At 37.0% G+C, this 26,177-nt stretch carries 24 protein-coding genes; 20 read left to right on the forward strand and 4 right to left on the reverse strand.

Annotated features, from left to right (window positions below; all coding sequences use genetic code 11):
• Positions 1 to 26 precede the first annotated feature (26 nt).
• The 4 genes from AACH31_RS01790 to AACH31_RS01805 all read left to right on the forward strand — a co-directional run bounded on the left by AACH31_RS01790 (position 27) and on the right by AACH31_RS01805 (position 4,278).
• Positions 27 to 1,379, forward strand: a complete 1,353-nt coding sequence (locus tag AACH31_RS01790) for an MATE family efflux transporter (protein WP_237658920.1) — start codon at positions 27 to 29, stop codon at positions 1,377 to 1,379.
• Positions 1,380 to 1,615: 236 nt separating this feature from the next.
• A complete protein-coding gene (locus AACH31_RS01795) occupies positions 1,616 to 1,996 on the forward strand; it encodes a desulfoferrodoxin family protein (protein ID WP_161831901.1) in 381 nt (126 codons plus the stop codon).
• A gap of 549 nt (positions 1,997 to 2,545) precedes the next feature.
• Positions 2,546 to 3,016 carry a hypothetical protein gene (locus tag AACH31_RS01800; RefSeq protein ID WP_161831902.1) on the forward strand — a complete coding sequence of 157 codons (471 nt, stop codon included), beginning with the start codon at positions 2,546 to 2,548 and terminating at the stop codon, positions 3,014 to 3,016.
• 464 nt (positions 3,017 to 3,480) lie between these two features.
• Positions 3,481 to 4,278: an aminoglycoside N(3)-acetyltransferase gene (locus AACH31_RS01805; protein WP_161831903.1), complete on the forward strand. Its 798-nt coding sequence runs from the start codon at positions 3,481 to 3,483 to the stop codon at positions 4,276 to 4,278.
• 17 nt (positions 4,279 to 4,295) lie between these two features.
• Here AACH31_RS01805 and AACH31_RS01810 read toward each other — a convergent pair whose 3' ends face one another.
• A complete protein-coding gene (locus AACH31_RS01810) occupies positions 4,296 to 4,859 on the reverse strand; it encodes a 5-formyltetrahydrofolate cyclo-ligase (RefSeq protein WP_161831904.1) in 564 nt (187 codons plus the stop codon).
• 71 nt (positions 4,860 to 4,930) lie between these two features.
• Here AACH31_RS01810 and AACH31_RS01815 point away from each other — a divergent pair, with 71 nt between their 5' ends.
• Positions 4,931 to 5,737 carry a DUF4037 domain-containing protein gene (locus AACH31_RS01815; protein WP_161831905.1) on the forward strand — a complete coding sequence of 269 codons (807 nt, stop codon included), beginning with the start codon at positions 4,931 to 4,933 and terminating at the stop codon, positions 5,735 to 5,737.
• A 415-nt stretch (positions 5,738 to 6,152) separates the two neighbouring features.
• Entirely contained in the window at positions 6,153 to 6,800 is a 648-nt protein-coding gene (locus tag AACH31_RS01820; RefSeq protein WP_338617785.1) for a YczE/YyaS/YitT family protein, read from the forward strand.
• 51 nt (positions 6,801 to 6,851) lie between these two features.
• Here the strand turns inward: AACH31_RS01820 and AACH31_RS01825 are convergent, their stop codons facing one another.
• Positions 6,852 to 7,682 (reverse strand): AraC family transcriptional regulator, encoded by an 831-nt coding sequence (locus AACH31_RS01825; protein WP_262951094.1) that lies wholly within the window; start codon positions 7,680 to 7,682, stop codon positions 6,852 to 6,854.
• 487 nt (positions 7,683 to 8,169) lie between these two features.
• Between AACH31_RS01825 and AACH31_RS01830 the strand changes: the two genes are divergently transcribed.
• The 6 genes from AACH31_RS01830 to AACH31_RS01855 all read left to right on the forward strand — a co-directional run bounded on the left by AACH31_RS01830 (position 8,170) and on the right by AACH31_RS01855 (position 16,508).
• Positions 8,170 to 8,643, forward strand: coding sequence for a hypothetical protein (locus AACH31_RS01830; RefSeq protein WP_161831908.1), 474 nt, complete (start codon positions 8,170 to 8,172; stop codon positions 8,641 to 8,643).
• Positions 8,644 to 9,648: 1,005 nt separating this feature from the next.
• A complete protein-coding gene (locus AACH31_RS01835) occupies positions 9,649 to 10,353 on the forward strand; it encodes an ABC transporter ATP-binding protein (protein WP_161831909.1) in 705 nt (234 codons plus the stop codon).
• A 2-nt stretch (positions 10,354 to 10,355) separates the two neighbouring features.
• A complete protein-coding gene (locus tag AACH31_RS01840; protein WP_202618747.1) occupies positions 10,356 to 13,598 on the forward strand; it encodes an ABC transporter permease in 3,243 nt (1,080 codons plus the stop codon).
• A 738-nt stretch (positions 13,599 to 14,336) separates the two neighbouring features.
• Positions 14,337 to 15,014, forward strand: a complete 678-nt coding sequence (locus AACH31_RS01845; protein ID WP_262951097.1) for a hypothetical protein — start codon at positions 14,337 to 14,339, stop codon at positions 15,012 to 15,014.
• Positions 15,015 to 15,159: 145 nt separating this feature from the next.
• The gene (locus AACH31_RS01850) at positions 15,160 to 15,795 is read left to right on the forward strand and encodes a pentapeptide repeat-containing protein (protein WP_262953834.1); all 636 of its coding nucleotides are present in this window, start codon (positions 15,160 to 15,162) and stop codon (positions 15,793 to 15,795) included.
• Positions 15,796 to 15,806: 11 nt separating this feature from the next.
• The gene (locus AACH31_RS01855) at positions 15,807 to 16,508 is read left to right on the forward strand and encodes a DNA alkylation repair protein (RefSeq protein WP_338617786.1); all 702 of its coding nucleotides are present in this window, start codon (positions 15,807 to 15,809) and stop codon (positions 16,506 to 16,508) included.
• Between the two features lie 18 nt (positions 16,509 to 16,526).
• Here the strand turns inward: AACH31_RS01855 and rluF are convergent, their stop codons facing one another.
• Positions 16,527 to 17,234: a 23S rRNA pseudouridine(2604) synthase RluF gene (rluF, locus tag AACH31_RS01860; protein WP_161831914.1), complete on the reverse strand. Its 708-nt coding sequence runs from the start codon at positions 17,232 to 17,234 to the stop codon at positions 16,527 to 16,529.
• A 150-nt stretch (positions 17,235 to 17,384) separates the two neighbouring features.
• Here rluF and AACH31_RS01865 point away from each other — a divergent pair, with 150 nt between their 5' ends.
• The 4 genes from AACH31_RS01865 (at position 17,385) to AACH31_RS01880 (ending at position 20,730) form a co-directional block, all read left to right on the forward strand.
• A complete protein-coding gene (locus tag AACH31_RS01865) occupies positions 17,385 to 17,648 on the forward strand; it encodes a hypothetical protein (RefSeq protein WP_262951098.1) in 264 nt (87 codons plus the stop codon).
• 82 nt (positions 17,649 to 17,730) lie between these two features.
• Positions 17,731 to 18,243 carry a DUF1456 family protein gene (locus AACH31_RS01870; protein WP_262951099.1) on the forward strand — a complete coding sequence of 171 codons (513 nt, stop codon included), beginning with the start codon at positions 17,731 to 17,733 and terminating at the stop codon, positions 18,241 to 18,243.
• A gap of 121 nt (positions 18,244 to 18,364) precedes the next feature.
• Positions 18,365 to 18,964 carry an ATP/GTP-binding protein gene (locus AACH31_RS01875; RefSeq protein ID WP_262951100.1) on the forward strand — a complete coding sequence of 200 codons (600 nt, stop codon included), beginning with the start codon at positions 18,365 to 18,367 and terminating at the stop codon, positions 18,962 to 18,964.
• 119 nt (positions 18,965 to 19,083) lie between these two features.
• Positions 19,084 to 20,730, forward strand: coding sequence for an ABC transporter ATP-binding protein (locus AACH31_RS01880; RefSeq protein ID WP_338617788.1), 1,647 nt, complete (start codon positions 19,084 to 19,086; stop codon positions 20,728 to 20,730).
• Between the two features lie 317 nt (positions 20,731 to 21,047).
• Here the strand turns inward: AACH31_RS01880 and AACH31_RS01885 are convergent, their stop codons facing one another.
• Positions 21,048 to 21,221 carry a hypothetical protein gene (locus tag AACH31_RS01885; protein WP_161831920.1) on the reverse strand — a complete coding sequence of 58 codons (174 nt, stop codon included), beginning with the start codon at positions 21,219 to 21,221 and terminating at the stop codon, positions 21,048 to 21,050.
• A 309-nt stretch (positions 21,222 to 21,530) separates the two neighbouring features.
• On the opposite strand from AACH31_RS01885, the gene lysA reads away from it, so the two are divergent.
• The 4 genes from lysA to AACH31_RS01905 are packed head-to-tail and all read left to right on the forward strand — an operon-like array spanning position 21,531 to position 26,172.
• Positions 21,531 to 22,826, forward strand: coding sequence for a diaminopimelate decarboxylase (gene lysA, locus AACH31_RS01890; RefSeq protein WP_262950928.1), 1,296 nt, complete (start codon positions 21,531 to 21,533; stop codon positions 22,824 to 22,826).
• 12 nt (positions 22,827 to 22,838) lie between these two features.
• Positions 22,839 to 24,035, forward strand: a complete 1,197-nt coding sequence (locus AACH31_RS01895) for an aspartate kinase (protein WP_338617790.1) — start codon at positions 22,839 to 22,841, stop codon at positions 24,033 to 24,035.
• A 13-nt stretch (positions 24,036 to 24,048) separates the two neighbouring features.
• The gene (locus tag AACH31_RS01900; protein WP_338617791.1) at positions 24,049 to 25,179 is read left to right on the forward strand and encodes a M20 metallopeptidase family protein; all 1,131 of its coding nucleotides are present in this window, start codon (positions 24,049 to 24,051) and stop codon (positions 25,177 to 25,179) included.
• Between the two features lie 12 nt (positions 25,180 to 25,191).
• On the forward strand, positions 25,192 to 26,172 hold the full coding sequence (locus AACH31_RS01905; protein ID WP_161831924.1) for an aspartate-semialdehyde dehydrogenase: 981 nt from the start codon (positions 25,192 to 25,194) through the stop codon (positions 26,170 to 26,172).
• Positions 26,173 to 26,177: the final 5 nt, after the last annotated feature.

Genomic DNA, 26,177 nt, shown 5'->3' on the forward strand with positions numbered 1-26,177 from the left:
TAGATTTTTTTAGAAGAGAGTGATGAATGATGACAGATATGACGAAAGGAAGTCCGGCCAAATTAATTTTGGCTTTTACTATTCCTATTTTAATTGGTAATTTGTTTCAACAGTTCTATAGTATGGTCGATACAGCCATTGTTGGTCAATTTGTTGGCGTTGGGGCATTAGCAGCTGTTGGGGCAACGGGAGGCGTTATTTTTTTAGTTCAAGGTTTTGTAAATGGATTAACGCATGGGTTTTCAGTGATTGTTTCTCAACGCTATGGGGCCAATGACGAGCTTGGAATTAAAAAGGCAACGGCAACCTCAATTTACCTATCAGCGATTGCGACGGTTGTTTTAACAGTGATTTGTGTATTACTTGCTAAACCGGTTCTTCAATTAATGAATACACCCGTTGATATTTTAGAAGATGCAACTTCTTATGTGACGATTTTCTTTGGAGGATTAGTTTCAATTATTGTTTATAATTTATTGGCGTCTTTATTGCGTGCATTTGGGGATAGTAAAACGCCACTATATTTTTTAATTTTAGCTTCAATTACAAATATTATTTTAGATTTAGTGTTGATTATTAATTTTAAAATGGGTGTCGCGGGAGCGGCAATTGCGACGGTTGTTTCACAGGGGCTTTCGGGATTATTATGCTATTTCTATATGATTAAAAAGTTCGATATCTTGACCCTCAAGAAAGAACATTTTAAGTATGATCCGATGTTAGTTAAAGAGTTAATGTATGTGTCGTTACCAATGGCACTTCAATACGCGATCACAGCGATTGGAGTGATGATTTTACAAGTGGCAGTGAATAGTTTTGGTTCAACGACTGTAGCAGCTTTTACAGCAGCGACGAAAGTAGAACAGCTAGTGGTTCAACCGGGAATTGCAATTGGGATGACGATGGCAACCTATGCGGCCCAAAATCTAGGAGCACGACGTATTGATCGTGTACGTCAAGGGGTCCGACAAAGTACATGGATTACAATCCTAACAAATGCTTTATCAAGTGTTATTGTTATTTTTCTAGGGAGTTATATTGTTCAATTGTTTATTCCCGCAGAAAATGTCGAGGCTTTACCTATTTCCATGGAGTATTTAAAGATTACTGCTATTTTTTATCCCGTTTTAGGGCTCCTATTTTTATATCGCTTTGCGCTTCAAGGTCTTGGAAATACTGTTGTTCCCATGTTCGCAGGAGTTATGGAGTTAATTATGCGTACGATTGTTGCTTTTACTTTGCCAGGGCTACTCGGGTATCAAGGGGTTTGTTTAGCGAGTCCGTTAGCTTGGATTGGTGCAACTGTATGGTTAATTTGGTCATACTTTAGAATCATTCCAAAACTACAGTCTGAGCATCCGGTAGCAACGTTAGATTAAAATGAAAGAAATCCCTCATCCAGTTTAGGAGAATGGGATTTCTTTTTTTTTATAAAAAGGTTGAATCCTCATCGGATAGATAGATGAGGATTTGTCGGAAATGAAAGTAAATTGCTGGATATTGAGGTATAGTGATAAGAGGGGAAAAATAAAGTGCGTTATCGTTGATGTTGGAACTATTAATGGTTATAATATGAGTATATTTAGATATTCAAAATTGAATGGAGGACTCTAGGATGAAATTTTATATTTGCCCAGAAAAACAAACAGTAATCGAAGTTGTTGAAGGTCAACAAGCACCATTAACTTGTGATGGAAAACCAATGGAAGAATTAGTACCTAACTCAACAGAAGCTGCAATTGAAAAACATATGCCAGTTTTATCAATTGAAAATGGAGAATTAAAAGTATGTGTGGGTGAGGTAGAACACCCAAGTATCGAAAAACATTGGATTCCATTCGTAGCTGTTAAAGCTGGAGATTTAGTATTACGTCGTTCAATTAAAGCAACTGAAAAACCAGAAGCTGTATTCCCATTAGGAAACTTTAAAGGGGAAGTTGAAGTTTACGCTTGGTGTAACTTACACGGAATTTGGAAAGCAACAATCACTGCTTAATTTATAAAGATGAGAGAGTCGGTAATATCCGGCTCTTTTTTTTTGTTTGATGAGATAATCATTTGGAAAATTACCGCCTTTCGAATGAAAGCTCTCGATGAATTACGAATAAGGGGGGGATAGGGAGAGAGAAGGTTTGAATCATACAAAAATATTTAACACGTGAATTAACCCTTTTAGGGAAATTATCTTATTAAGGATTAGCCACTTTTTAGGCTGATTATTCTTTGGTAGGAACTTAAAAAATCAGCGGGATGTTTGAACGAATAATAAGTTGTTTATAATACAGCTATACTAAGATATGACTCGATAATAGAAAAGTGATTGGATAGTATACGAGTTCAAGCAATAGAAAAAAGGGTGATGACACACAAATAGGTGAGTTGCCAAGATGAAACGGATAAGAAGGGAGGAAGATGTTACTAGAACACGAATTGGATAAAAGTTAGCAATCTGTCGCGATAGACTTTCAACGGAGTCACTTCGTCTGTAGACGAAATGAACGAGTAGGATGTTTAATGTACGATTAGTTTTCAGTAACATTAATTTATGAAAATTGGATTAAATTGTAATCAGGCAAGTACAGAATTAAAAGAAAAAATTATTTCTTATTTTCAAGATGAAGGGCATGAGGTTATAGATTTAACGGATAATTCCGATCAAAATCCTTTGAATCAATCAAAGTGGACAGTTGAAAAGGAATGGACAGTCATCAAAGAGCCGAATTGCCAATCGTCTCGACCCCATGCAGCATTGATGGTCAATCGTTTACCTGCGACTTCTATTATTGGAGTAAAGGAGAACACGATGACATCCGTAAGATTAGGGGCCGATCTTCCACAGCTTGTTTCAATGGCCAACGAGGCATGGATAAAACCTGCCTTATATAGACAGATCAATTATAAAACGGTATGGGCGACCCTTAAAAGAGCAAATCATTGGAAACACTCAGTAAAAAAATGGAGAGAGAATCATCGTAAAAATTCAAAAGAAAGCTCCGAAAACGAAAAAATTCAATGAAAGGGAAGTATGGGGGGCATTCTTGAAAGTTGTCTAACTCCCCTTTCATTAATCATTCTCTAATCTAATGTTTAGGATAAGAATGTTTTTCTTTATAGAAAACTTAGGTTAAACACGCCCCTAATGATAAAAAATATAGATTTTACAAAAGTATATATAAAACGACATAGCTGTGCGAATAAGTGAACAATCTTTTCTTTTTTTGCAGAAATTTAGGATGAATCATTTTCTAAATTGGTAGGATAAAACTATAAATAGAAATAGGTGGTAAAATCTTAAGGATTATAAAAGGATGGTTATTTTTTCTTGTAAGCAGCCAGGCACTTTTCTTGTATAATGTGTTTAGATAGAATAAATATAGTAAGTTGTAGTGGGGTATAAGGGTAACTTATTATATCAGTTAGAGAAGCAGAGAAAAAAAGATGATAACAATTAGTTATCATGGATTGGGAAGGGGAAGCATCATGGAATTAACAGGAGTAAAGAAGAGTATGACAACACCAGTAACTAAATCAGATGTGGTAAAGCAGTTAAAACAATTAAAGCTGGCTGATTTAGACTTATTGGTGGTATATGCAAACTTAGATGCATTTGATTACATTATTGGAGGGGCTCAGACCATTGTTGAAGCCATCTATGAAGTGACAGGTTATCTTACGACAATCGTTATGCCCGCTCATTCTATTCATCAATCATGTCCAACTTTCTTTGATGAAGCATTACCAAAGAAGTGGAAGGAGTTAATGGTGAAGCATACGCCAGCATATAATGAGAGCCTATCACCTATTTTATCAGGTGAAGTTTCAGAAGCATTTGCCCGTATGCCTAGGGTTTATCGAAGTGCTCATCCAGTAGCCTCATATTTAGCCTCAGGGCGTAAAGCGGCTTGGTTTATGTCAGGTCACCAATTAGACTCCATGTTCGGTGAGCAATCTCCGTTACAAAAGCTGTATGCACAAGATGCAAAGGTATTGTGTTTAGGAATTGATTATAATCAATTAACGGCTCTACATTTAGCTGAATACTATGCAGACTGTCGCCCAACGAAAATACATGAGGCTATTGTAAATCAAGAGGGAGAGGCAAAGTTAGCTGAGTTTGAGGATTTAGCCTTTGATTCAACTTCTTTTAATGAAATCGGTGCGGCTTATGAAGCGGCAAACCATGAGGTGCCGGTTTTTGAAATTGGAAAAACGACTTGTAAATTAGTAGATTATCGTACATTAATTGATTTTGCTACGGATTATTTAAAGGCGAAATAAAAAAGGAGTGAGACCGTTTATGTCTCACTCCTTTTTGTATAGATCTGGCATTCTGTAAAGATATATTGGGGACAGATATCGTGAGGTTCATATGCGATTGAATCGACAATCTGACATTCATAAGCGAGTGCAATGGTAATAAGTTCAGGGAAATTTTTGAGGTAGCGATCGTAAAAGCCTTTTCCGTATCCAATACGATGACAACATCTATCAAATGCAACACCGGGCATAATCATTACTCCTTTTTTATCGGTAACACGCTCAGTTGTTGTCGGCTCTAAAATGTTAAAGGTTCCACGTGCTACCTCTTCAAGAGAGTTAATTTTATAAAATTCCATAGAATGGTTAATAATTTTAGGAATAGCCACTGTCTTATTTAAACGAAAGGCCTCTCGTATAATGGGGGTAGTTTTAACCTCGTTTTGGTAATTGACATAGATGAAGAGGGTGGATGCATGTTGGAAGAGGGTGGATTGACAGACACGGCGAGAAATGAGATCGCTGTGATAGTTGACGATTGACTCGTCCAATTTTCGTCGTTTGTTAAGTATATCCTGTCGGATTTTTTGTTTATGGTTCATAAAATCACCTCGTATAAAGAATATTCATCATCATGTTTTGTTAGTCATATGTTTAAAGAGGAGGGGATAAAATGGAATTAATCGTAAAGAAGCTTGTATCAGAATATATGAAATTAGATGAGGTAGAAGCAATGACGCTTGCAGGGTCTCGGGCGTCAGGGAGAAATGACAGCCAATCTGATATTGACTTGGATTTGTTTGTGACTAGAGCGATTCCGGTTGCGAAGAGACGGGAAATTGCATCAAAGTTTTCAGATTGTATGGAGATTGGAAATGAGTTTTTTGGGAGTTCGGACGAATTTATAATCCGTGATTCGTTAATCGCTGTCGATATTTGTTTTTTCGACCTAGAAGAGATTCGTCAAAACTTAGCTGAAGTGATGGAAGACTGTCAAGCTCGAACGGGATATACCACGTGTTTTGTTTACAATGTTTTAAATGCCGAAATACTTTATGATAGAAACCAGGAACTTGAACATTTAAGGAAAAAGTATCAGCATGTTTATCCAAAGACCCTCAAACAAGCGATTGTAGATAAGAATTATCCGATTTTAAGGGATGCCTTTTCTTCCTACTATCATCAAATTGAAAAGGCGATTTCACGTTGTGACTTGAATAGTATCAATCATCGAGTGACAGCATTTTTAGCGAGCTATTACGATATTATCTTTGCGATAAATGGCGTTCTTCATCCAGGGGAGAAACGTCTCATATCAATTATAGAGTCAATATGTGTGGACTATCCACCTCATACAACCCAATATGTTCATACAATAATTAGAAGTATCGGTGTGGATGACAACCTCCTTTTACAGACATTAAACTTATTAGTTGATGAATTAGAGATTCTGTTAAAGGGTAAAGGTTTTCTTTCGTAACTTTTAAAAGCTCGGAACCACCTCTTAGAAAATTACCCTTTTAAGTGAAAATATGTAGGACGTCTTAAGTAGTTTTACTATGTTGAAATTGTGAGAAAAGAGTAACGTTTTCTGGTGCTCTTTTTTTATTTTAGTTGCTTTATGATAAGAATTATACAACTAGATTCTTTTAACTGTGACATCTGTTTTGTCCTATAAAGGTCCGGATAATTTTTAAAAACCTTTAATGCTTTTAGTTATATGATAGGATGTCTTGAATTGTATCATGCCGAAGATGAGCGGAGTGGCAGTTATAACTCATTGAATGATGAGAAAAAACAGACATCTAACCATATCTATCTGAGTTTTTGAAATGTACGTTTTTTTATTTAACTCCTATAATGACAGTAGATTATTTAAAGAAAGAGGGGTTGGCATGAAACGGACAAAATTAGATTATATAGAATATATCGGGGGGATTTTATTATTAACCTTAGGCGTTGCACTGAGTTCTAAGGCGGGACTTGGAACAGGATCATTAGATTCTATTAATTTTGCATTGGTTGAGCGAACAGGTTTAAATTTATCGGTTATTATTGTTGGGATGGCTGGAGTGGCTATTTTAATATCTGCATTGATTCGTCGACAGAAGCCTCGATTAAAACCATTAATAGCAGCCTTTTTAATGGCTGTTTTTACTGAAGGATGGGTTAGCGTTGTGGAGACAATTTCTATTCAGTCGTTTTTAATGCAACTTTTTGTGTTTTTTAGCGCCCTTATCTGTATTGCCTTTGGACTCGCTATTTACCTAAAACCGAAGCTACCGGCTAATCCGAATGATGATATTACAGTTTCTCTTCATGAAGTCTATCACCTTAGAATCGGAACAGCAAAGTTGGTCGTTGATTTAACCGCGATTGGGATTGCTTTACTATTAAACGGTCCAATTGGGGTGGGAACTCTTTTATTAACCTTTTTATTAGGCCCACTTGTGAATCAAATTAACGCTATCTTTTTTAACCCTCGTATATTACCGATGAACAGGGAGATGAAAATGTCTAATGTAAATGAAAGTCTGAATTAGACACTTAACATTCTTTTCTAAAAAGTTCCTTTCATAAAAAAACAAGACGAGTTAGACGTCTTGTTTTTTTATGAGACGGAATTCAGTAGGTGAGACACAGTGAATCTTTTTAAAAGACTTTGAAAACGCAAGTGGATCTTGGTATCCACAGGATCGGGCGATATCCGAGACGGATAAGTCGGTTTCAGTTAACAACTGTGCGGCCTTTGTCATTCGAAATTGGATCAGGAATTGTTGAACAGACATGCCAACATGCTTTTGAAATAAGGCAGTCAAATAGGTTCGATTGAGACAAAGATAGTGGGATACATCACTAACTTTAATAGAATTGGCATAGTTATTTTGAATAAAGGCAATGGCCTGGTTAATGTAATGGTTTTCGTTTTTAGCCTGTTTAGATAGATTGTTTGGAGCTGATTCCGCTAATTTTGCTAAACATAAGTAAAGTAATCCTTGGTATTTTAATTCATTTGCCTGTGTAAGACTGTTGTAGTTGAGCATTTCGGTGACATAATTTTGTAACTCTTCACAATGCTCGTAGTGTAAGACTAATTGTTGGTCGGAAAATCCCGCAGCCTCTAAATATTTTTTTGCCATTTCTCCATCAAACCCAATCCAAACATAAGTCCATGGTTGGACCGGGTCAGCCTGGTAAAAGGTAAGTTCGTCAGGACGAATGAGAAAACATTGATTTTTAGTGATCTCATAGCATTGATCTTTTGAGTAATAACGCCCCTTTCCATCCATTACAAAATGTAATAAATAGTTAGAGCGGATAGCCGGTCCAAACGAATGAGAAGACTCGCACTGGTGTATTCCACAAAAACATAGATATAAATCACGGAAATGTTTATAATTAACTTCAAGACTTAAATGTGACACAATGAAATGCTTCCTCCCCCGAAAAAGACTAGATTTATTCTTATTATAACACGAAATGAAAGCGTTTGAATATATCAAAAAGAATGCAAATAGGCGTTTATTTGAAAATAGGTGGGAACTGGGGTGGTAGGAATAAAAAGTGAGAAATGTTTGAAAGGTTGATGCAAAGGGAAACTTAATTATAAAAGATGAAAAGTTAACTTGTTAGATTTATTCTTATGAGAATGTTAATTAGCCCTATTAGTCTATGATGGAGAATTTAAATGATTTTGGTCAAAGAGATTAATCGTTAGATGACTTATAAAAAGATGGATATAACAATTATTTATATAGGTTGCACGTTGAACAAATTTTTTTGATTTAAAAGTTGTAAAATTTGCGCTGCCCCGTCGAAAAAAATATAAATTTGCGTATTTTAAAGAGGATTTGAGAATACTAATAGTGGTTTCCGTTTATGAAACCAATTTCGTTAGAGGAGGTAGTTTAAATGTCTAATTGTAATCGTACTCCCGATCAAGAAGAGTTTGCTGAGGAAGTGGCAACTGGAGCCAAACACGTGGCGCATAAAGTTGCCCATGAAGTTAAAGATTTAGCGGCTGATGTAGAACATGGAGCTAAAAAAGTGATGAATGAGGTAGAGGATGTTGCCGAAGACGTAGCGTACAACGCAAGTAAAATGGCGCATAAAGCAGCCCATGGTGTTAAAGATGCGGCTGAAGACGTGGCTCATGGGGCTAAAAAAGTGGTGAATGGTGCTGAGGATGTTGCCGAAGATGTCGCTCATCATATCGCTAAAGGAGCCAAACATGTCGCTCATGCAACAGAACACGTTTTACATGAAGCGAAAGATGGTCTAGAAAACGTGGGCGAGAAAATTGAGCATGCCTCAAAAAAAGTGGTAAATAAAACAAAAGAATTCGTTGACGATATCGTCCATCCGAATGATCATTTAGAACAATAAAAAAAACAGCCCATCTGGGCTGTTTTCATTTATAACTGATGTTTTATCTAACAGAAGTTAGTGTTGCAATCATTTCAATGAACGGCGGTGTGATGTAAAATAAGGCAGTTCCAATAACTAAACCTTTAACCGCGTCTTTTAACATTTGAATTTGTTTCATTTTTATATCCTCCTTTGGTGTTTAATAACCCCAAAGGTTTTACAGGCCTTCTTCCTATAAAACGCGTGGTGCGTTTAAACAAGAAAAATAAACAGAGCCTAGTGGCCGCGTTTTCCGTCTGTTATTCGGAAATTAGCCGTCATATTGGTTTCTGTGATAATCTATTGTTTATCATTTACGTTTGCAATCTGAGCTCTATTTATGAAAAAGCGCTCGTAATTAACTTATGTGGTAATTACTTTCTTTTTGTGAATGCTTCGTCATTATCATTTCCGACGATAATGTTAACAACACATCAAGAACAGTACATGGAAATTGTTCTTTCCCTAAACCTCGAAACATTCCTTGTCTTAACGCAAGGGGTTGGTTTAATATCATAACATCCTTCTTGAAATAATGCAAGAGAAAAAATGAAAAAAATAGATGTAGGGATTAAATAAATTTAGATTTAAGTCTTGTATCTTTATAGGAACTCACGCATAATTAAAGATAATTATAAGTTAAAATAATGGTTCTACGATGGATCTAAATAAATGGTTTTATGTTGAATTTCGTCCGTTTTGCTCGGTATCACGATAGGTTGGAAAGTGTGGATAATCAAAGGTGAAAGGCAGTTTATTTAGTTATAACTTATAATAACTGAATACATTCCCAAAGATTTTATTCCCTTTATAGTGGGTCTTTCCCTTATAGAAACCAAACAACTTATCTTATTTTCCTAACGGTGAAATCTTGTTTATTTTATCGGTAGGATAATGAAGAAACCGGGGAGAGATAGGGCGGATTCAAGGCATGTAGGTAACGGTCTAACTAGTGAATTGTAACTATAAAAGGAGTGACGGTGTGTGAAGGAGTATATCACGTTTAAAGAGGTAAAAAAGATCTATAAAATGGGTGAAGTTGAGATTGAAGCATTGAGTGGCGTCAATTTTTCGATTGATAAAGGTGAGTTCGTCGTCATCGCAGGTGCGAGTGGGGCCGGGAAAAGTACAGTTTTGAATATATTAGGGGGGATGGATACTGCAAGCAGTGGTGAAATCTTTGTTGGGGGAAAAGAAATTACCCATTACACCAATAAGCAATTAATTACGTATCGTCGCCACGATATAGGGTTTGTGTTTCAATTTTATAATCTTGTTCAAAACTTAACAGCCCTTGAAAATGTTGAACTAGCAACGCAGATTTGTGAAAATCCATTAGATATTCATGAAGTATTGGAGGCGGTCGGTCTTTCCCATCGTAAAAATAACTTTCCAGCTCAATTATCGGGTGGGGAACAACAACGAGTTGCGATTGCACGGGCGTTAGCCAAAAATCCGAAGCTACTCCTTTGTGATGAACCAACGGGAGCACTTGACTACAATACAGGGAAGGCTATTTTAAAGTTATTACAAGATACGTGTCGACAAATGGGAATGACGGTCGTCATGATTACTCATAATCTTGCGATTGCCCCGATGGGAGATAAAGTAATCCATGTTCGTAATGGTCGAGTTGCGAGTATTGAAATCAATGAGAACCCGATTCCTGTTGAAAGGATTGAGTGGTAACGATGGCGAAAAGTTTAACAAAAGACACATTTCGAGATATCAAAAAATCATTTGGACGCTTTTTTTCAATTTTAATGATTTGTGCGTTAGGGGTAGCCTTTTTTGTTGGAATCAAGTCGGCGCCTCTTTCAATGGAAAAGACTGTGGATCAATACTATGACGATTATCATATGATGGATTTACGTCTTGTTTCCACATTGGGCTTTACCGAAGATGATGTTGAGGCCCTTCGAAAGCTCGATGGAATTGAGGGAATTTTTCCGACTTATTCACAAGATGTTTTAACGACGTATCATAATCGTGAATTAGTCCTTAAGCTGCACGCATTGCCTAAAGATTTAAGTGACGAAAATAAAAATTATCTTAATCGCGTGAAAGTCATTGAAGGGCGCCTCCCACAAAAATCAGGTGAAGTTGTGATTGAGCAAGGTGCTTATATGGATCAAATTAAAATTGGTTCTAAGTTAACCCTTGAGTCTGGAACCGACACCCCGCTTAGTGATCAACTTCACACGGTAGAATACACAGTTGTTGGAATTGTACAAACGCCGTATTACCTATCATTTGATAAGGGAAGTTCAACTATCGGTAGTGGTCAGATTTCTAGCTTTGTGATGATTCCACAAGAAGATTTTAAGTCAGAAATATATACCGAAATCTTTTTAACCGCGGAAGGGGTCAGAGATTTAGATACCTTTAGTCAAAAATATCAAGAGGCGTTAAATCCCCTCGTTTCGTCGATAGAAGAGGTAGCTCACCAACGCACGCAAGTACGCTATGATGAAGTTGTGCAGGCTGCAACGGAGGAATTGAACAAAGGGAAGGAAGAGTATGACGCTCAACGGAAAAAGGTTGAAGGCGAGTTACAACAGGCTGCCGCCCAGTTAGAGGAGGCACAACAAACCATTACCTCGGGTAAAAATGAGTTGACACAACAAGAGTCTGCCTTTCAAACGACCATCAATCAGGCCAAACAACAGTTAAATCAGGCCGAAACAGAACTCACTGATCAACAAAAAGTATTTGATGAGAAATATCAACAATTTTACGCTATAAAAGCGTCATCCTGGGAGCAAATTGAATTAGCTAAACAAGAAATGAATCAAGCAACAACTAAGGTTAGTCAATTAGCTGAAGCCATTGATGGATTAAAGGAATTATTGAATGGACCGTTGTTATCTGAAGAAGAAAAGGTGGCAACAAAGGAAGAGTTAACAAAGCTTGAAGCTCAATATCAACAGGCGAATGAACAACTACAGACTGGAAGAGAAGAACTTGCTAAAAAGGAACAGGAACTTATTGACGGTGAACAACAATTAATTGAGGCAAAGCAAGGGTTAATACAAGCGAAAGAAGCGTTAAACCAGCAAAAAACTCAGTTAGATTTTCAAATAAAAACAGCTCAGGAGAAGTTTGACGAAGCTAGACGTCAGCTGCAACAAGGTGAAATAGAATATAATGAGGGAAAACAGCAATATGAGGAAGGTAAGAAAGAGGCAGAAGAAGAATTCAAAAAGGTCGAGGAGCAACTAGCAAAGGCTCAAGAACAAATTGATGAAATATCGCATCCTAAATGGTTGATTCTCGATCGAAATAAACATTATTCATTTGTTGATTATCAAGGGGCATCCGATAGTATTAACGCGATTTCACAAGTTTTCCCGGTTTTCTTCTTCATGGTAGCTGCCCTTGTTTGCCTAACAACCATGACACGGATGGTAGATGAGCAGCGAATGAATATCGGAACATTGAAAGCACTTGGGTATGGGAAATATCAAATTGCCTCTAAATTTTTGATTTATGCCGGACTTGCTAGTATGATTGGAAGTATACTAGGTGTGGCTGTAGGTAATCTCGTGTTTCCAAGTGTTGTTGTAAATGCGTATTCGATGATGTATATTTTACCTCAACCGATTATTGTATTTAGTTGGCCGCTCATTTTATTGGCGGTTGTTATTGCCGTTTCTGTGACGACCTTATCTGCTTATTTTGCACTTAGTGCAGAATTAGTCGAGACCCCTTCACTTTTAATGAGACCGAAGGCCCCAAAAGAAGGAAAACGAATTTTACTAGAACGAATTCCATTTATTTGGAATCGATTAAGCTTTATTGCCAAAGTGACTGTCCGTAATATTTTCCGTTATAAGAAACGATTTTTTATGACTGTATTTGGGATTGCGGGATGTACGGCATTACTCTTAACCGGATTTGGGTTAAAAGACTCCATTCGTACGATTGTGGATAAACAATTCAATACTTTATTTTTATATGATATGACGATTTCTTTTGATCGAATGGTAACAAATACGGATCGTCATATGTTTAAAGATGCGTTGTCTCATGAGGAAACATTCGGTGCTACTTTATTGACAACGACCGAAAATGGTAAAGTGATGGCAAATGATGAGCAGAAGGAACTGACGTTATTTATCCCAGATGATTTAGAGAGCTTAGGGGATGTGATTCATTTCCAAAATCGCTTGACTAACGAAGAACTTCAACTCACAGATCAGGGGGCGATCTTAACTGAAAAGGCAGCCAAACAGTTAAAGGTTAAGGTGGGTGACCAGGTGACGGTTGAGAATTCGAAGGGAGAGCAGGCCCAGGTTAGTATAGTAGGAATTACAGAAAACTACATTTCTCACTATATTTATTTATCAAAGTCATTGTATCAAAAGTTATTTGGACGAGAAGTAGAGCCTAATCAATTACTCGTTTCTTCTGATTTGTCTGATTCGAAGACGAAGTCTCAAGTTGCTAGTGAATTGATGGCACGTGATGAGATTAGTGGGGTGAGCTTTGTTTCGGCTTTAAAAGATAACTTTGATGACATGTTAACGAATTTAAACTATGTTATTATTTTATTAATTATTTCCGCGGGTGCTTTAGCATTTGTTGTGTTATATAACTTAACGAATGTAAATATTTCGGAGCGTATGCGTGAGATTGCAACGATTAAAGTACTTGGCTTTTACGATCAGGAAGTATCAGCCTATATTTATCGAGAAAATATTATTTTAACGTTAATTGGAACACTTGTTGGGCTTGGATTAGGAGTGTTATTACATTTATTTGTTATGACGACAGTTGAGGTAGACATGATGATGTTTGGTCGTCAAATTGCGGGAACTAGTTATTTATACGCAGCGGGATTAACCATTCTCTTTGCTGTAATTGTGAATTTTGCCATGTACTATAAGTTAAAAAACGTCGAAATGGTGGAATCATTAAAATCAGTGGACTAATTTGAAAATCCCTCTCTCTAAAAAAAGAGAGAGGGATTTTGTATAAAAGAAAGGGGATTCTTGTTTGTTGTATACCTTTGCGCACTCGAATTCTTGGATAGACTTCGCTATAATCAATGTATAGAGTTGATGAGAGATAAAGTCTTAGTTATTGGATTTAACTCTATAGGTGGGAAGTGTCTGTCGTGAGTTTATCATGCATATCATTTAATTATTGGGAGTTTTTTAATTGTTAAAGAACCTTTATGGGGGTAAAGGTTATCAGTCTATAGGGCCTCTATCGTGAAAAGATGGATAAAGAAGGTGTCTTTTATAAGGGGGAGCTAAAAGATAGGTGATGATAAAAGGTTTAATTGTTAGAGCGTTTTATCGTCGCTAGATTCGGTCTTTAGTTCATATGTATCCAGTCATTCGGGTTGTTTCTTAAGGTGTAAAATTCTGTTCGATTGGGAGATAGACGGTGAGTTGACTAGTTTGAAAATCGTTTAATTTATATTCAGATGGGCTATTATTGGGAAAGGGCCCATCTTTTTTTTGCTAAGAAAAGACCGATTGATTCATGACTCGGGAATAAAGCGGAGTATTTTGTAAAAATCATGGGTCATTCGTTGAAATAAACGGCTTACCTGCTCCTTTTTTGTATTTAACGGGTTTTAGTTTTAGAAGATTTTTATTGCCTAATCATGTTTTTCTTTGATGGACATATAGTTTAAAGAGATGAGGGGAGGAATCAGGAGTATGCAACTTGATCAAGCAGTTCTTAGTATTCAATTTGGTGATATCGATGGAGATTATAATTGTGAAAAAGTCGTTCTTTTTGGAACACCGTATAGTCCGAATCAACCCTATATTCAGCAAGTCGAATTATTAATTCATTATATGGATGATCGAAAATTAAAGTTTCAATTAGATCTTATAGGGTACGATTTACAGTTGTTTCTCGGCGATTTTTTAAAGATGAATCAAAATCAAATTTTAATTACAGGGCGAACAGGCGGCGAGAATGATGCGGTGATTGTTCGTTTATACACGTTGGAGGATAACAGATTAAAACTTCTACTAGATGAAGAGGATCTAGCTAAAAAATTGACGTGTCAAGCTGGATATATTAATATGAATGGAATGATTGGAGTCACTTGCCCGGCGACAGGACAAACGTTTATGATTGATAGTCGTGGCCCAATGACACCTTATGCGGGTGTGAGAAAAGACTTAATTCAGCCAATGATTACTACATTATATACGCTATATCCGGTGAAACAACCGTATGAAAAATATTATAGCTTACAAATTCAACAGCGAATTATCGGGGCTCATCCTTCAGATGTGTTAGGAATGATTCAAACGGTCATTGAATTAACTCAGGAGGCACCCATTATTAAAAGTCAACGGTTAATTAATTTCTCTAAAATGTAGGAATAAGAGATAGGGAGTGGGTTAAAGGCCATCTACAGCGAACTAAGCATAAGTTTAGTTCGCTGTAGATGGCTTTTTTTAGGAAGACAGAGAAGAAGAAATCGTGATATGATAGTAGTAAATTTGAAATAGGGTGCGATAGAAAATGCAAAAAATAGAAAAACCGAAATTATCCCCATTGTTGAAACCTGAACAATGTTTTGAGTTACTTATTAGAGAAGACTCTTTTATTCAAGGAATGTTATTTGAAAATGTGACGATTTCATCTCAACTGATGGATCGCCTTTATATTAGCAAATGTCATTTTAAAAATGTTCACTTCGAACCGTGTCAATTTGACCGAATGGATCTAACGGATACCGTCTTTGAAAATTGCGAGCTCTCTCATCTAAAATTAATGGATGGAAGTATCCATCGCTGTGAATTTAAAAATTGTCGATTAACAGGGAGTGACTTATCGAATTGTAGTATTTGGCATACTACTTTTTTGGAGAATACGATGCAATATGCTAATTTTTCCTACAGTAAATTTAAATTTGTTAACTTTATAAATAATCAAATGAAAAACAACAGTTTTAATGAATGCCAGTATAAGAAGGTAAGCTATGAAGAATGCCAATTAGCAGAAAGTGAATTTATAAATACATCGTTAGCAACCCTCGACTTTTCAAGTTGTGATATTCAACAGATCATCGTTCCAGTTGAAAACTTAAGAGGATTGACCGTTTCAAGCGAGCAGGCGGTCGCATTAGCCAGCTTGCTAGGTCTTAAAATTGTTTAGGAGGGTGATTAATGAATATAAGGGCTGAACTTTTAAAGCTAGCAGAGCCTGATTATCAGGTCTTCGCCTCACGTTTATTACCGGGGACACCTCATATTCTAGGGGTGAGGCTACCCTACTTAAGGAAAATGGCACAAAAGATTGTGAAAGAGGAAGCTACTTCTTTTTTATCAGAGCGTGAGATGGTTTACTTTGAGGAAGTGATGTTAAGAGGGATGGTCATTGGTTACCTGAAGAATCTTCCTCTTGAGCGCCACCTTTACTACATCAAAGAATTTGTTCCATTGATTGATAACTGGTCAGTGTGCGATAGTTTTTGTTCAGGATTGAAGGTGGTGGGGCGTCATCCAGAGTATTTTTGGTCTGAAGTCACGGCGTATTTAAAATCGACGAATGAATTTGAAGTCCGTTTTGGCGTCGTGATGCTCTTGAATTATTATGTGAATAATCGTTATGTGGAGCAGGTGCTTGGGTTGCTTGAAGAAACGATGCATTCCGGCTATTATGTGCGGATGGCGATTGCCTGGGCGATTTCTGTTTGTTATGTGAATTATCCACAGCTAACGTTAAGATATTTACAAAAGACAACACTTGATACCTTTACTTATAATAAGGCGCTCCAAAAAATTAGGGAATCTTTAAAAACTGATTCCGATACCCGGGCATTGATGAAGCAGATGAAACGAAATGAAAAAACAGCGACCCCTTCTTAGTAGGAATCGCTGTTTTTTTTACCACTCTTGTGGTGTATAGTTTAAATCTTTAAATAAACGATCTTTTTCTTTTTTTGTTAAGTCGCGCCATTGTCCAATTGGAAGATTTCCTAAATGGATATTCATAATGCGGACACGTTGAAGGCGGTAAACTTCATACCCTAATGCTTCACACATCCGACGAATTTGACGATTAAGACCTTGGGTTAAAATGATTTTAAATTCGTACTTAGAGAGTTGTTCTACATAACAAGGAAGCGTTTTTGTTCCAAGAATTCGAACTCCCTTTGACATTTTTTCGATAAATTCAGGGGTAATTGGTTTGTCAACTGAGACAATATATTCTTTTTCATGATTATTCTCAGCCCGTAAAATTTCATTCACGATATCTCCATCGTTCGTTAACAAAATGAGCCCATCTGAATCTTTATCAAGTCGCCCGATATTAAAAATTCGAAGAGGGTGATTCACTAAATCGATAATATTTCCTTTGACGTTTTTTTCTGTCGTACACGTAATACCTACCGGTTTATTTAAGGCAATATAGACATTATTACGCGCTAAGCGAAGACGTTGACCATTGACCATAACCTCATCTCCAGGTTTCACTTGGTCACCAATTTTCGCTTTTCGTCCATTAATTTTAACGCGTCCCTCTTCAATTAACTTATCTGCTCCACGACGAGACGCTTTTCCTGATTCACTAATAAATTTATTTAAACGCATCATTTCACATCCTTTAGCGATATTTTTTAAGTATACTCTGAAATGTCGAACTTGTCGATAAAAAAATATTTTCGTTAAGTAGGATGGACAACTGATGAATAAAATATGAATTATGCTATAATAAAGTAAAACGTTGAGGAGGCATTTCAAGTGGATCAATATTATTTAGTGATGTTTTTACGAGAAGGAAGTTACATCGAATCAAACGTCGATTTGTTAGAATTAGATTCATCGACGATTTCAGAAGTGGTTGAGCGTTTAATTGACTACCATAATAGTGACGAATTAGAAGACGAACTTCGAAGCTGTGGCACAAACATTCGAGCAATTATTCGTGTTTATTTAAATCATGTCGGTGATTATGGTTATGAAGATTTCTATCATTTAGAGTTAGTGACACCGAAGTCGCTATAATAAACAAGGAGCGATCTTTTATGAGGTGGCTCCCTTTTTCGTGATATAATAAGAAAAAAGACGAACTATTGGAGGATTCAACATGAACAATAACGATATTTTAATACGAATTCGATATGCCTTAAATTTAAAAGATGGTCAAATGGTTAAAATTTTCAAGCTAGGTGGCGTTATACTCACAGAAGACGATGTTAAAAAGTTATTAACAAAGGTTAAAGAGGAATTCGGGTTTACAGATGCGAGTGATGAAGAAACGCTTGTGTGTACAAACAAAATGTTAGACGCCTTTTTAAATGGATTAATTATTTTTAAACGTGGGCCACAGGAACAAAAAACAGAATCGACGTCTCAGCCCGTAACGATTAAGCGCAATAATGTTAACAATATTGTATTAAAAAAATTAAAAATTGCGTTATCGTTAACGGCGGAAGAAGTGATTTCAATCTTGAATTTAGCGGGTGTTTCGCTTTCAAAGGGAGAGTTAAGTGCTGTATTGCGTAAGGAGGGTCATAAAAATTATCGTGAGTGTGGGGATCGCTATTTACGTAACTTCTTAAAGGGGTTGGCGATTCAATACCGAACTGTTAATAAGTAGCCTAAATGGGTGTCGGTGTTTGAAAGAAAATGTCGTTGAAAAAAATGTGATTTATTGATATAATTTAGACTCAAAGAAGAGTTCTGAGATAAAAAAATTCGATACATTGGAGACGTGAAAGATGACAGTAAGAATTGCAATCCTAGGTGGACCAAGATGTGGGAAAACAACGCTGATTCAACAGTTATATGTCGATATGAAAATTCGTGATATTAACGTAGGGGTAGCGACGGAATATAGTACCGATTATTTACGTGATAAAGGGATGATTGAATCGATTTCGGAACAATATGGAATTTACTTGGGACAATTACATTTAGAGAATGCTTTAAAAGGACATGAGTATGCCGTGACAGACTATGCAACATTTGTTCCTTATATTTATGGACGTTTAATGCTTGGGGATAAAAAACGTACGAAAAAAGAAATTGAAATTTTAAATGATTTATACAGTTTAGCGATTCGCGATTTACCAAACTATGACTATATTTTCTTTGTTCCTCGTGAATTTGGATATAAAAAAGATGGGGTTCGTTGGCAAGACGAAGAAGTCGCACAACAAGTCGATAATGCGATTTTAGGTTTCTTAAATGCCGAAAATGTGAAATATGAACTTATCACAGGATCGACTCGTGAACGTTCTCAAAGAATCTTAGATATTGTAGGAATCGATAAAGAAATTGTAGCTCCACAACCGGTTAAAGTGGAATTAGCTGAGTAAAATAAAACAAAAAAACACGACACAAGATGAAGGGTGTCGTGTTTTTTTATGAATAATGATTTGCATATAATGGTAAAAGAGGCAGACTAGAGATAATAGTTCAAAAGGGGGGAGATTGGATGAGGGAAGTTTATCAATTTTTTGAGGGGTATCATCAATCAAAAGGAAGGCTCATACTTTACATCACGGTTAGCCTTTTGGTTAAAGGGTTACTGTTACTGATTCCGTATTTAACGAAACAATTAATTGATGATATTCAGTACCAACAGTTAGGGGGATTTAAGTCAACGACGTTGTTGCTCATCGGAGCAATGATTTTATTTTCATGTGTATTATCGTTAAAGTATTATTTACAACAGTTAATTGAGATTCGGGTATTAAATCAAATGAAGCAGAATATGTTAGTCAAACTATTTAACGGTAAGAATGATCAGTTTATTTCCACGACAACAGGGGAAATTATTCAAAAAATTTTTAATGATACTGAGACCATTCGTACGTTAATCGTTAGTGCCTGGGTCGATGTTTTGATTGATGGGGGTTATGTCGTCGCGTTAATTTTCATCATGTTTAGGATGAATGTGATTTTGACCTTGCTTTTATTAGTGTTAATCCCCATTTTCCTTTTTCTTTATAAAATTTATGCGCCAAGAATCGAGCAGACAAGTCACGCATTGATTCAAGAAGACGAACAATTAAAAAGTATGGCAGAGGAACTCATGGCAGGGCGTCTGGATATTAAAGTAAATCGTGCGCAATCGTTTATGGAGCATCGGATTCATCATGGACTGAATCGGTATTTTAAACAATCACTTCAAAAAACAAAAAACGTGATGCAGTATGATTATTTTTGGGTGACGGGTGTGATGAATTTAGCGACGTTGTTGATTTATTGTTTTGGTGGGTATTTAGTATTTAATCAGCAACTTTCGATAGGGGCGTTAATTTCGTTTAATTTATATTTTTCTAAGGTATGGAGTCCAATCGAAACATTTATGGAGTTGACAAAGGAAATGAAGGTGTGGAACGTCTCATTTGAGCGAGTTAAGAATTTTCTTTTACTCGGGGAGGAGCCGGACTCTTCTTCGACACAGCTTCCAACGTATACGGACCTGGTGATTAATGACTTAACTTTTTCGTATGAACACCGGACTCTGTTTAATCACTTGAATTTGGTGTTAGCCAAAGGTGAAAAAGTTGGAATTAAAGGCGGAAATGGTGCCGGAAAATCAACGCTTGCTAGTTTCCTAATTAAATTGCGTGACGTATATGAAGGGAATCTACACTATAGCGGTGTAGATTATACGGCGCTTAATGCGCGAGCGATTAGGGAACACGTCATCTATCTTCCTCCAAAATCATTTTTATTTAGGGGAACTGTTCTTGAAAATATTGCACTCACAACGGATCCTTCTTCAGAAAAGTTAGACGCGTTTTTCGCTCTAGAAGAAGTGCAATCACTTTTAAATGTGCTAAAAGATAATCAACGCGATTTAAATACAACGGTTCAGCCCGACACTCCGCTTCTTTCAAGCGGCGAACAAAAAATCATTCAACTCTTACGTGGGATGTATTTAGACGGGGAAGTCTATATTTTAGATGAACCGCTAAATTATGTCGATGGGAAGTATAAGCGGTTAATCATCGAGTGTATTCGTACCTATTTAAAAGATAAAAGTGTTATTATTATTTCTCATGATGAAGAGATTTTTGCTTGCTGTGACCGAGTGTATCGTTTAGATAAGCAATTGATTTTAGAACCTTGATAAATAAGAGGCATGAAGATCCTGAGTGATTTTCATGCTTTTTTGTCATCTCCAACATGCGCGGGAACTAAAAAATAAAGTAAAATATAATGTATTTTTCATAAAAAGAGAGAGTTATTGTTTAAATTCGTGTTTATTTTTCAAAAATAAAAGCATAAAATGGGGCACATTCAATTTTAATGCCGGAGTTAGGGTCAATCATTGGTGACCATGATGTTGTTATGAATGAGAGTCTATATGTCATTTAGTCATTTGAAAGGTTGCCATGAAAAAACGTGAATAAGCATAACTGGGGTTATTCTTATTCACGTCTTTGTTTATTTACCGATGCATTGACGACAACGATTATAATCGTCACGTTCGGGAAATCTAGTATCAACTCGCCCTCCAGGGCCTACTTCTAAATTGCAATTGGCGCAGTAAGGAATTTCTTCATAGGTTCCTTCCTCATAGAAGTGTGACAAAGGTTGCATCATTAATTCTTCAAACATTATAATTCCCCATTTCTTATACGATTAGGAATAGTTCTATCATACCCTAATTAAATGTAGAATAAAACGAGTAATGATTGGAAAAAATCGTAAGAAAACGGTTATTAAAACGTATCGAATCCGTATAAATTGGCTTAGACGTGAATATATTTTTTACTGTACGATAAGTGAGATGAATAATTCGGCCAGTCTCACAAGTGCTAATACCATTTTTATATGGGATGATGAATGAAGCTTCCTTAACTTTTAATCTGGGGAGCTTTTCTTTGTAAGTACGATTTTTTCGTTATCTAAAGAAAGGACGACGCAATGAAACTATTAGGAACGATGTCAGTAAAAAATGATGAATTACATATTGGAGGGGTGAGTTGTTTAGATCTCGCTAAAAGTTACCAGACTCCGTTATATGTATTTGATGAACAATTACTTCGTCAAAATTGTAGAGATTATGTGAATTATTTTAAAGTAAATGAACGTAAAAATCGAGTTGCTTATGCAGGAAAGGCTTTCTTACCACTTTACATGTGTCAATTAATTAAGGAAGAAGGTCTATATCTAGATGTGGTATCGGGTGGTGAACTGTACACGGCCCATAAGGCGGAATTTCCAATGGAGCGTGTTCTTTTTCACGGAAATAATAAAACGATTGATGAAATTCAGATGGGTCTTGATTTAGGGGTTGGTCGTTTTGTTGTTGATAATTATTATGAGCTTGATTTACTTGAGGCGTTTTGTAAGCAGCGTGGACGCAAGCAAGCCATTTATTTAAGGATAACGCCTGGGATTGAAGCCCATACCCATGATTACATTAAAACAGGACAAATTGATTCTAAGTTTGGGTTTACGTTAACCAATGGTGACTTGTATGAGTGTTTATCGGTTTTTTCACGCTATGAGCACCTAGAGCTTGTTGGATTGCACGCTCATATTGGATCGCAAATTTTTGATGTAGAACCTTTCCTAGATGAAGTAGACATTATGATGAACTTAGTGAAAGAACTTGACGAGAAGTATCAGATTAAGATTCGAGAGGTGGATCTCGGTGGGGGAGTAGGCGTATATTATACTGAAAATGATCACCCAAAAACAATCGAGCAGTTTTGTGAAGCTATTTTGAGTAAAGTTGATAGCTCTTGTCAGCGGCTAGGTATTGAGGTCCCAACCCTTGTTATTGAACCTGGACGTTCAATCGTGGCCAATGCGGGAAGCACACTTTATACGGTAGGATCAACAAAAGACATTAAGGATATTAGGACATATGTTAGCGTTGACGGCGGAATGACTGATAATATCCGGCCTTCTCTTTACCAGGCACGCTATGAGTGTGCGATTGTTAATAAAATGAGAAGTGGTGATCAAAAACAAGTAACGATTGCGGGAAAATGTTGTGAAAGTGGAGACATTTTAATTACAGATGTTGATATTTTAGGAATTGCTAGCGGAGATATTTTAATTATTGCTTCAACGGGGGCGTATGGTTATTCGATGTCTTCAAATTATAATAAAATTCCGAAGGCACCCGTTGTTTTTGTTCACGATGAAAAATGTCGATTAGTTTGCCGTAGACAAACATTAGAGGAATTATTAGCGTTAGAAGTTTTATAGAGGGGGAGAATCATGAGGGGATTAGTGCATAAATATGGGGGAACCTCAGTGGCGACGCCAGAAAAAATAAAAAATGTAGCCAAACGAATTATCCGAGAAAAGGAGAAGGGTCTGGATATGGTCGTTGTTGTTTCAGCAATGGGAAAAACAACGGATCATTTAGTGGAACTGGCGGGTCAAATCAGTCAACACCCCGATGAAAGAGAGTTAGATTTATTACTTTCGACGGGTGAACAAGTCTCGATTGCTTTATTAACGATGGCGCTTCAGGAGGAAGGGTACGAGGCTATTTCTTTAACGGGATTTCAAGCGGGAATTAAAACGGTGGGCCCTCATACCAAAAATAAAATTATCGATATTGATATTGATAAAGTTAAGGATTATTTGGCAGAAGGAAAAATTGTCATTGTCGCGGGATTTCAAGGTATGAACGAATTAGGGGAAATAACAACACTTGGCCGTGGAGGATCAGATACGACGGCAGTTGCACTTGCCGCAAAATTATCTTTTCCTTGTCATATTTATACGGATGTTGAGGGGATTTATTCTGTCGATCCACGCTTGTATAAGCCGGCTAAGAAATTAGAAGTGATTAGTTATGAAGAAATGATGGAAATGGCGAGTCTTGGAGCAGGAGTCATGGAACCAAGGTCAATTTTAATCGGTCAAAAGTATAAAGTTCCTATTTATGTCGCTTCAAGCATGAACCAAGAGAAGGGAACGTATATTAAGGAGTATGATGGGACAATGGAAGAAAAAGTAGTAACAGGACTAAGTGTTTGTGATGATATTTTAATGGTAACGATTAGTCAGATTCCTGACGCAGCAGAAAACATGGCTTTAATTTTTGACAAGTTAGCCGCGCGTCATGTTAATGTGGACATGATTAGTCAGGCGGCCTCATTCGAGGGACTGCTGAGTGTATCCTTTACGGCCAAAGTTGAGGATAGAGGGGCGGTTCAAGCGGTGATGGACGAGTTAGATCCGCAGTATCATGTGTGTATGGAGTCTGAAATTTCAAAGCTTTCAGTCGTCGGAATGGGAATGCGAAATCAAAGTGGAGTGAGTGGTCGCTTATTCCGAATTTTAAGTGATCATAAAATACCATTTAGACAAGTGACGACTTCGGAGATTAGTATTTCTTATGCGATTGATCGTTTAGATAAAGAACGAGCCGTGGCCATTTTATCACAGGAGTTGAACCTGTAAGGGGGGATGACAGATGGATTTAAATGAAATAATGAAGTCTCATCGGAGGTATTTGCATCAAATTCCTGAACTAGGCTTTTGTGAGTTTAAGACATCAGCCTATCTTAAAGAACAATTACTTCAATTAGGATACGAGGTATATCCTACGGCAAAGACAGGACTCCTCGCCTATCGCCGAGGAGAGAGTGAAGCATGTATTGCTTTTCGGGCGGATATGGATGGTCTTAGTTTAACTGAAGAAACTCAGATGGAGCATCCTTCTATTCATGAGGGGCAAATGCACGGATGTGGTCATGATGGTCACATGTCCATTCTTTTAGGATTTGCGACATATTTATCGACCATCAATGAACTAAAAAAGAGCGTTCTACTAATTTTTCAACCCGCGGAAGAGGGCCCTGGAGGTGCCGAGGTCGTTGTTTCCGAAGGGGTGTTCACGAAGTATCACGTTCAATACATTTTTGGCTTACATCTGTATCCAGAAATTGAAGAAGGAAAGTTCGGTCTTAGAAAAGGTGTGATAACGGCTCAGACGGGTGAGGTTGATATTAAGGTGCAGGGCCGTGGAGGTCATGGGGCTTTACCACATTTATCAACGGATGCGTTAGTCATTGCTTCACAGTTATTAATGAGTTATCAGACGATTGTTAGTCGTAATTTAAACCCTATTTCTTGTGGTGTTTTAACGATTGGGACGATGCATGGTGGAGAACGGCGAAATATTATTGCAGAAGAAGTAGAGTTGACGGGAACGATTCGAGCATTTAGTGAAGAGGTTTATGAAACGATAAAGCGTCGAATGGTTGAGATTAATCAAGGTCTTGAGTCGATGTTTAAGGCCCGAATTACGACAACATTTAGAGATATGTACCCGTGTATCGTAAATGATGCTCATTTAGTGGAATTGATTAAGTCTTCTTCCCTCGCCTCATCGATGGTTGAAATGGACCCGATGATGATTGCGGAGGATTTCGCTTATTATCAGAAGGAAGTTCCGGGATTGTTTTTTATGCTAGGAACTCGAAATGAGGAACGGGGATTTACGTACCCTTTACATCATTCAAAATTTAATTTTAGTGATGAGGTTTTTATGCGGGGACTTAAACTTTATCAGGAAGTTGGAAATTTACTAAAAATTTATTAGGGAGTGTGTGAAATGAGTGGGGTTAATGTTGCGATTGTTGGGGCGACTGGATTAGTCGGGCAAACTTTTTTAAAGGTGTTGGAAGAAAGAAACTTTCCTATTCATCACCTGTACTGTTTTGCATCAAGCCGTTCGGCAGGAAAGGAAATCACATTTAAGGGTGAGACTTATGTTGTTGAAGAATTAACGGAGCAATCATTCGATTACCCTATTGACATTGCCTTATTTTCAGCAGGAGGAGAAGTGAGTAAAAAATTTGCACCTATCGCTGTATCTAAAGGGGTACGTGTCGTTGATAATTCAAGTGCATGGCGAATGGATCCAGAGGTTGCGTTAATTGTTCCAGAGGTGAATGGGGACACGTTAACACCAGACGATTATTTAATCGCTAATCCAAATTGTTCAACCATTCAGTCGGTTGTTCCATTACGTGTCTTACACGAGGCGTATCAAATTAAACGAATTGTTTATTCAACTTATCAGGCAGTGTCTGGATCAGGGATTAAAGGCTTAAGAGATTTAGAAGATGGAACACAAAAATTTTATCCACACCCAATTACAGGAAACTGTCTACCTCACATTGATATTTTCTTTGATAATGGATATACGAAAGAAGAAATTAAGATGATTGAGGAAACGAAAAAAATCCTAAACGACCAAGAAATTAAAATTACAGCGACAACGGCACGCGTGCCTGTAAAATACGGACACTGCGTTTCTATGAATTTAGAATTTGAAAAAGAGTTTGAGTTAGACGACGTTTATCGCTTATTAGAACAAGTGCCTAATCTTGTCGTACACGGCAAAGAAAATCACTTAGATTATCCCCTTCCAATTGATGTAGCGGGGCATGATGAAGTTCACGTTGGAAGAATTCGTCGTGACTTTAGTGTAGATTCTGGTTTAAATTTATGGGTCGTTGCCGATAACATAAGAAAAGGTGCTGCAACTAATGCGGTTCAAATTGCTGAATCTTTACTGACATTTATGTAGGAGGG

The organism is Turicibacter faecis (genome assembly GCF_037076425.1).
Taxonomy (GTDB): Bacteria; Bacillota_I; Bacilli_A; order MOL361; family Turicibacteraceae; genus Turicibacter; species Turicibacter faecis.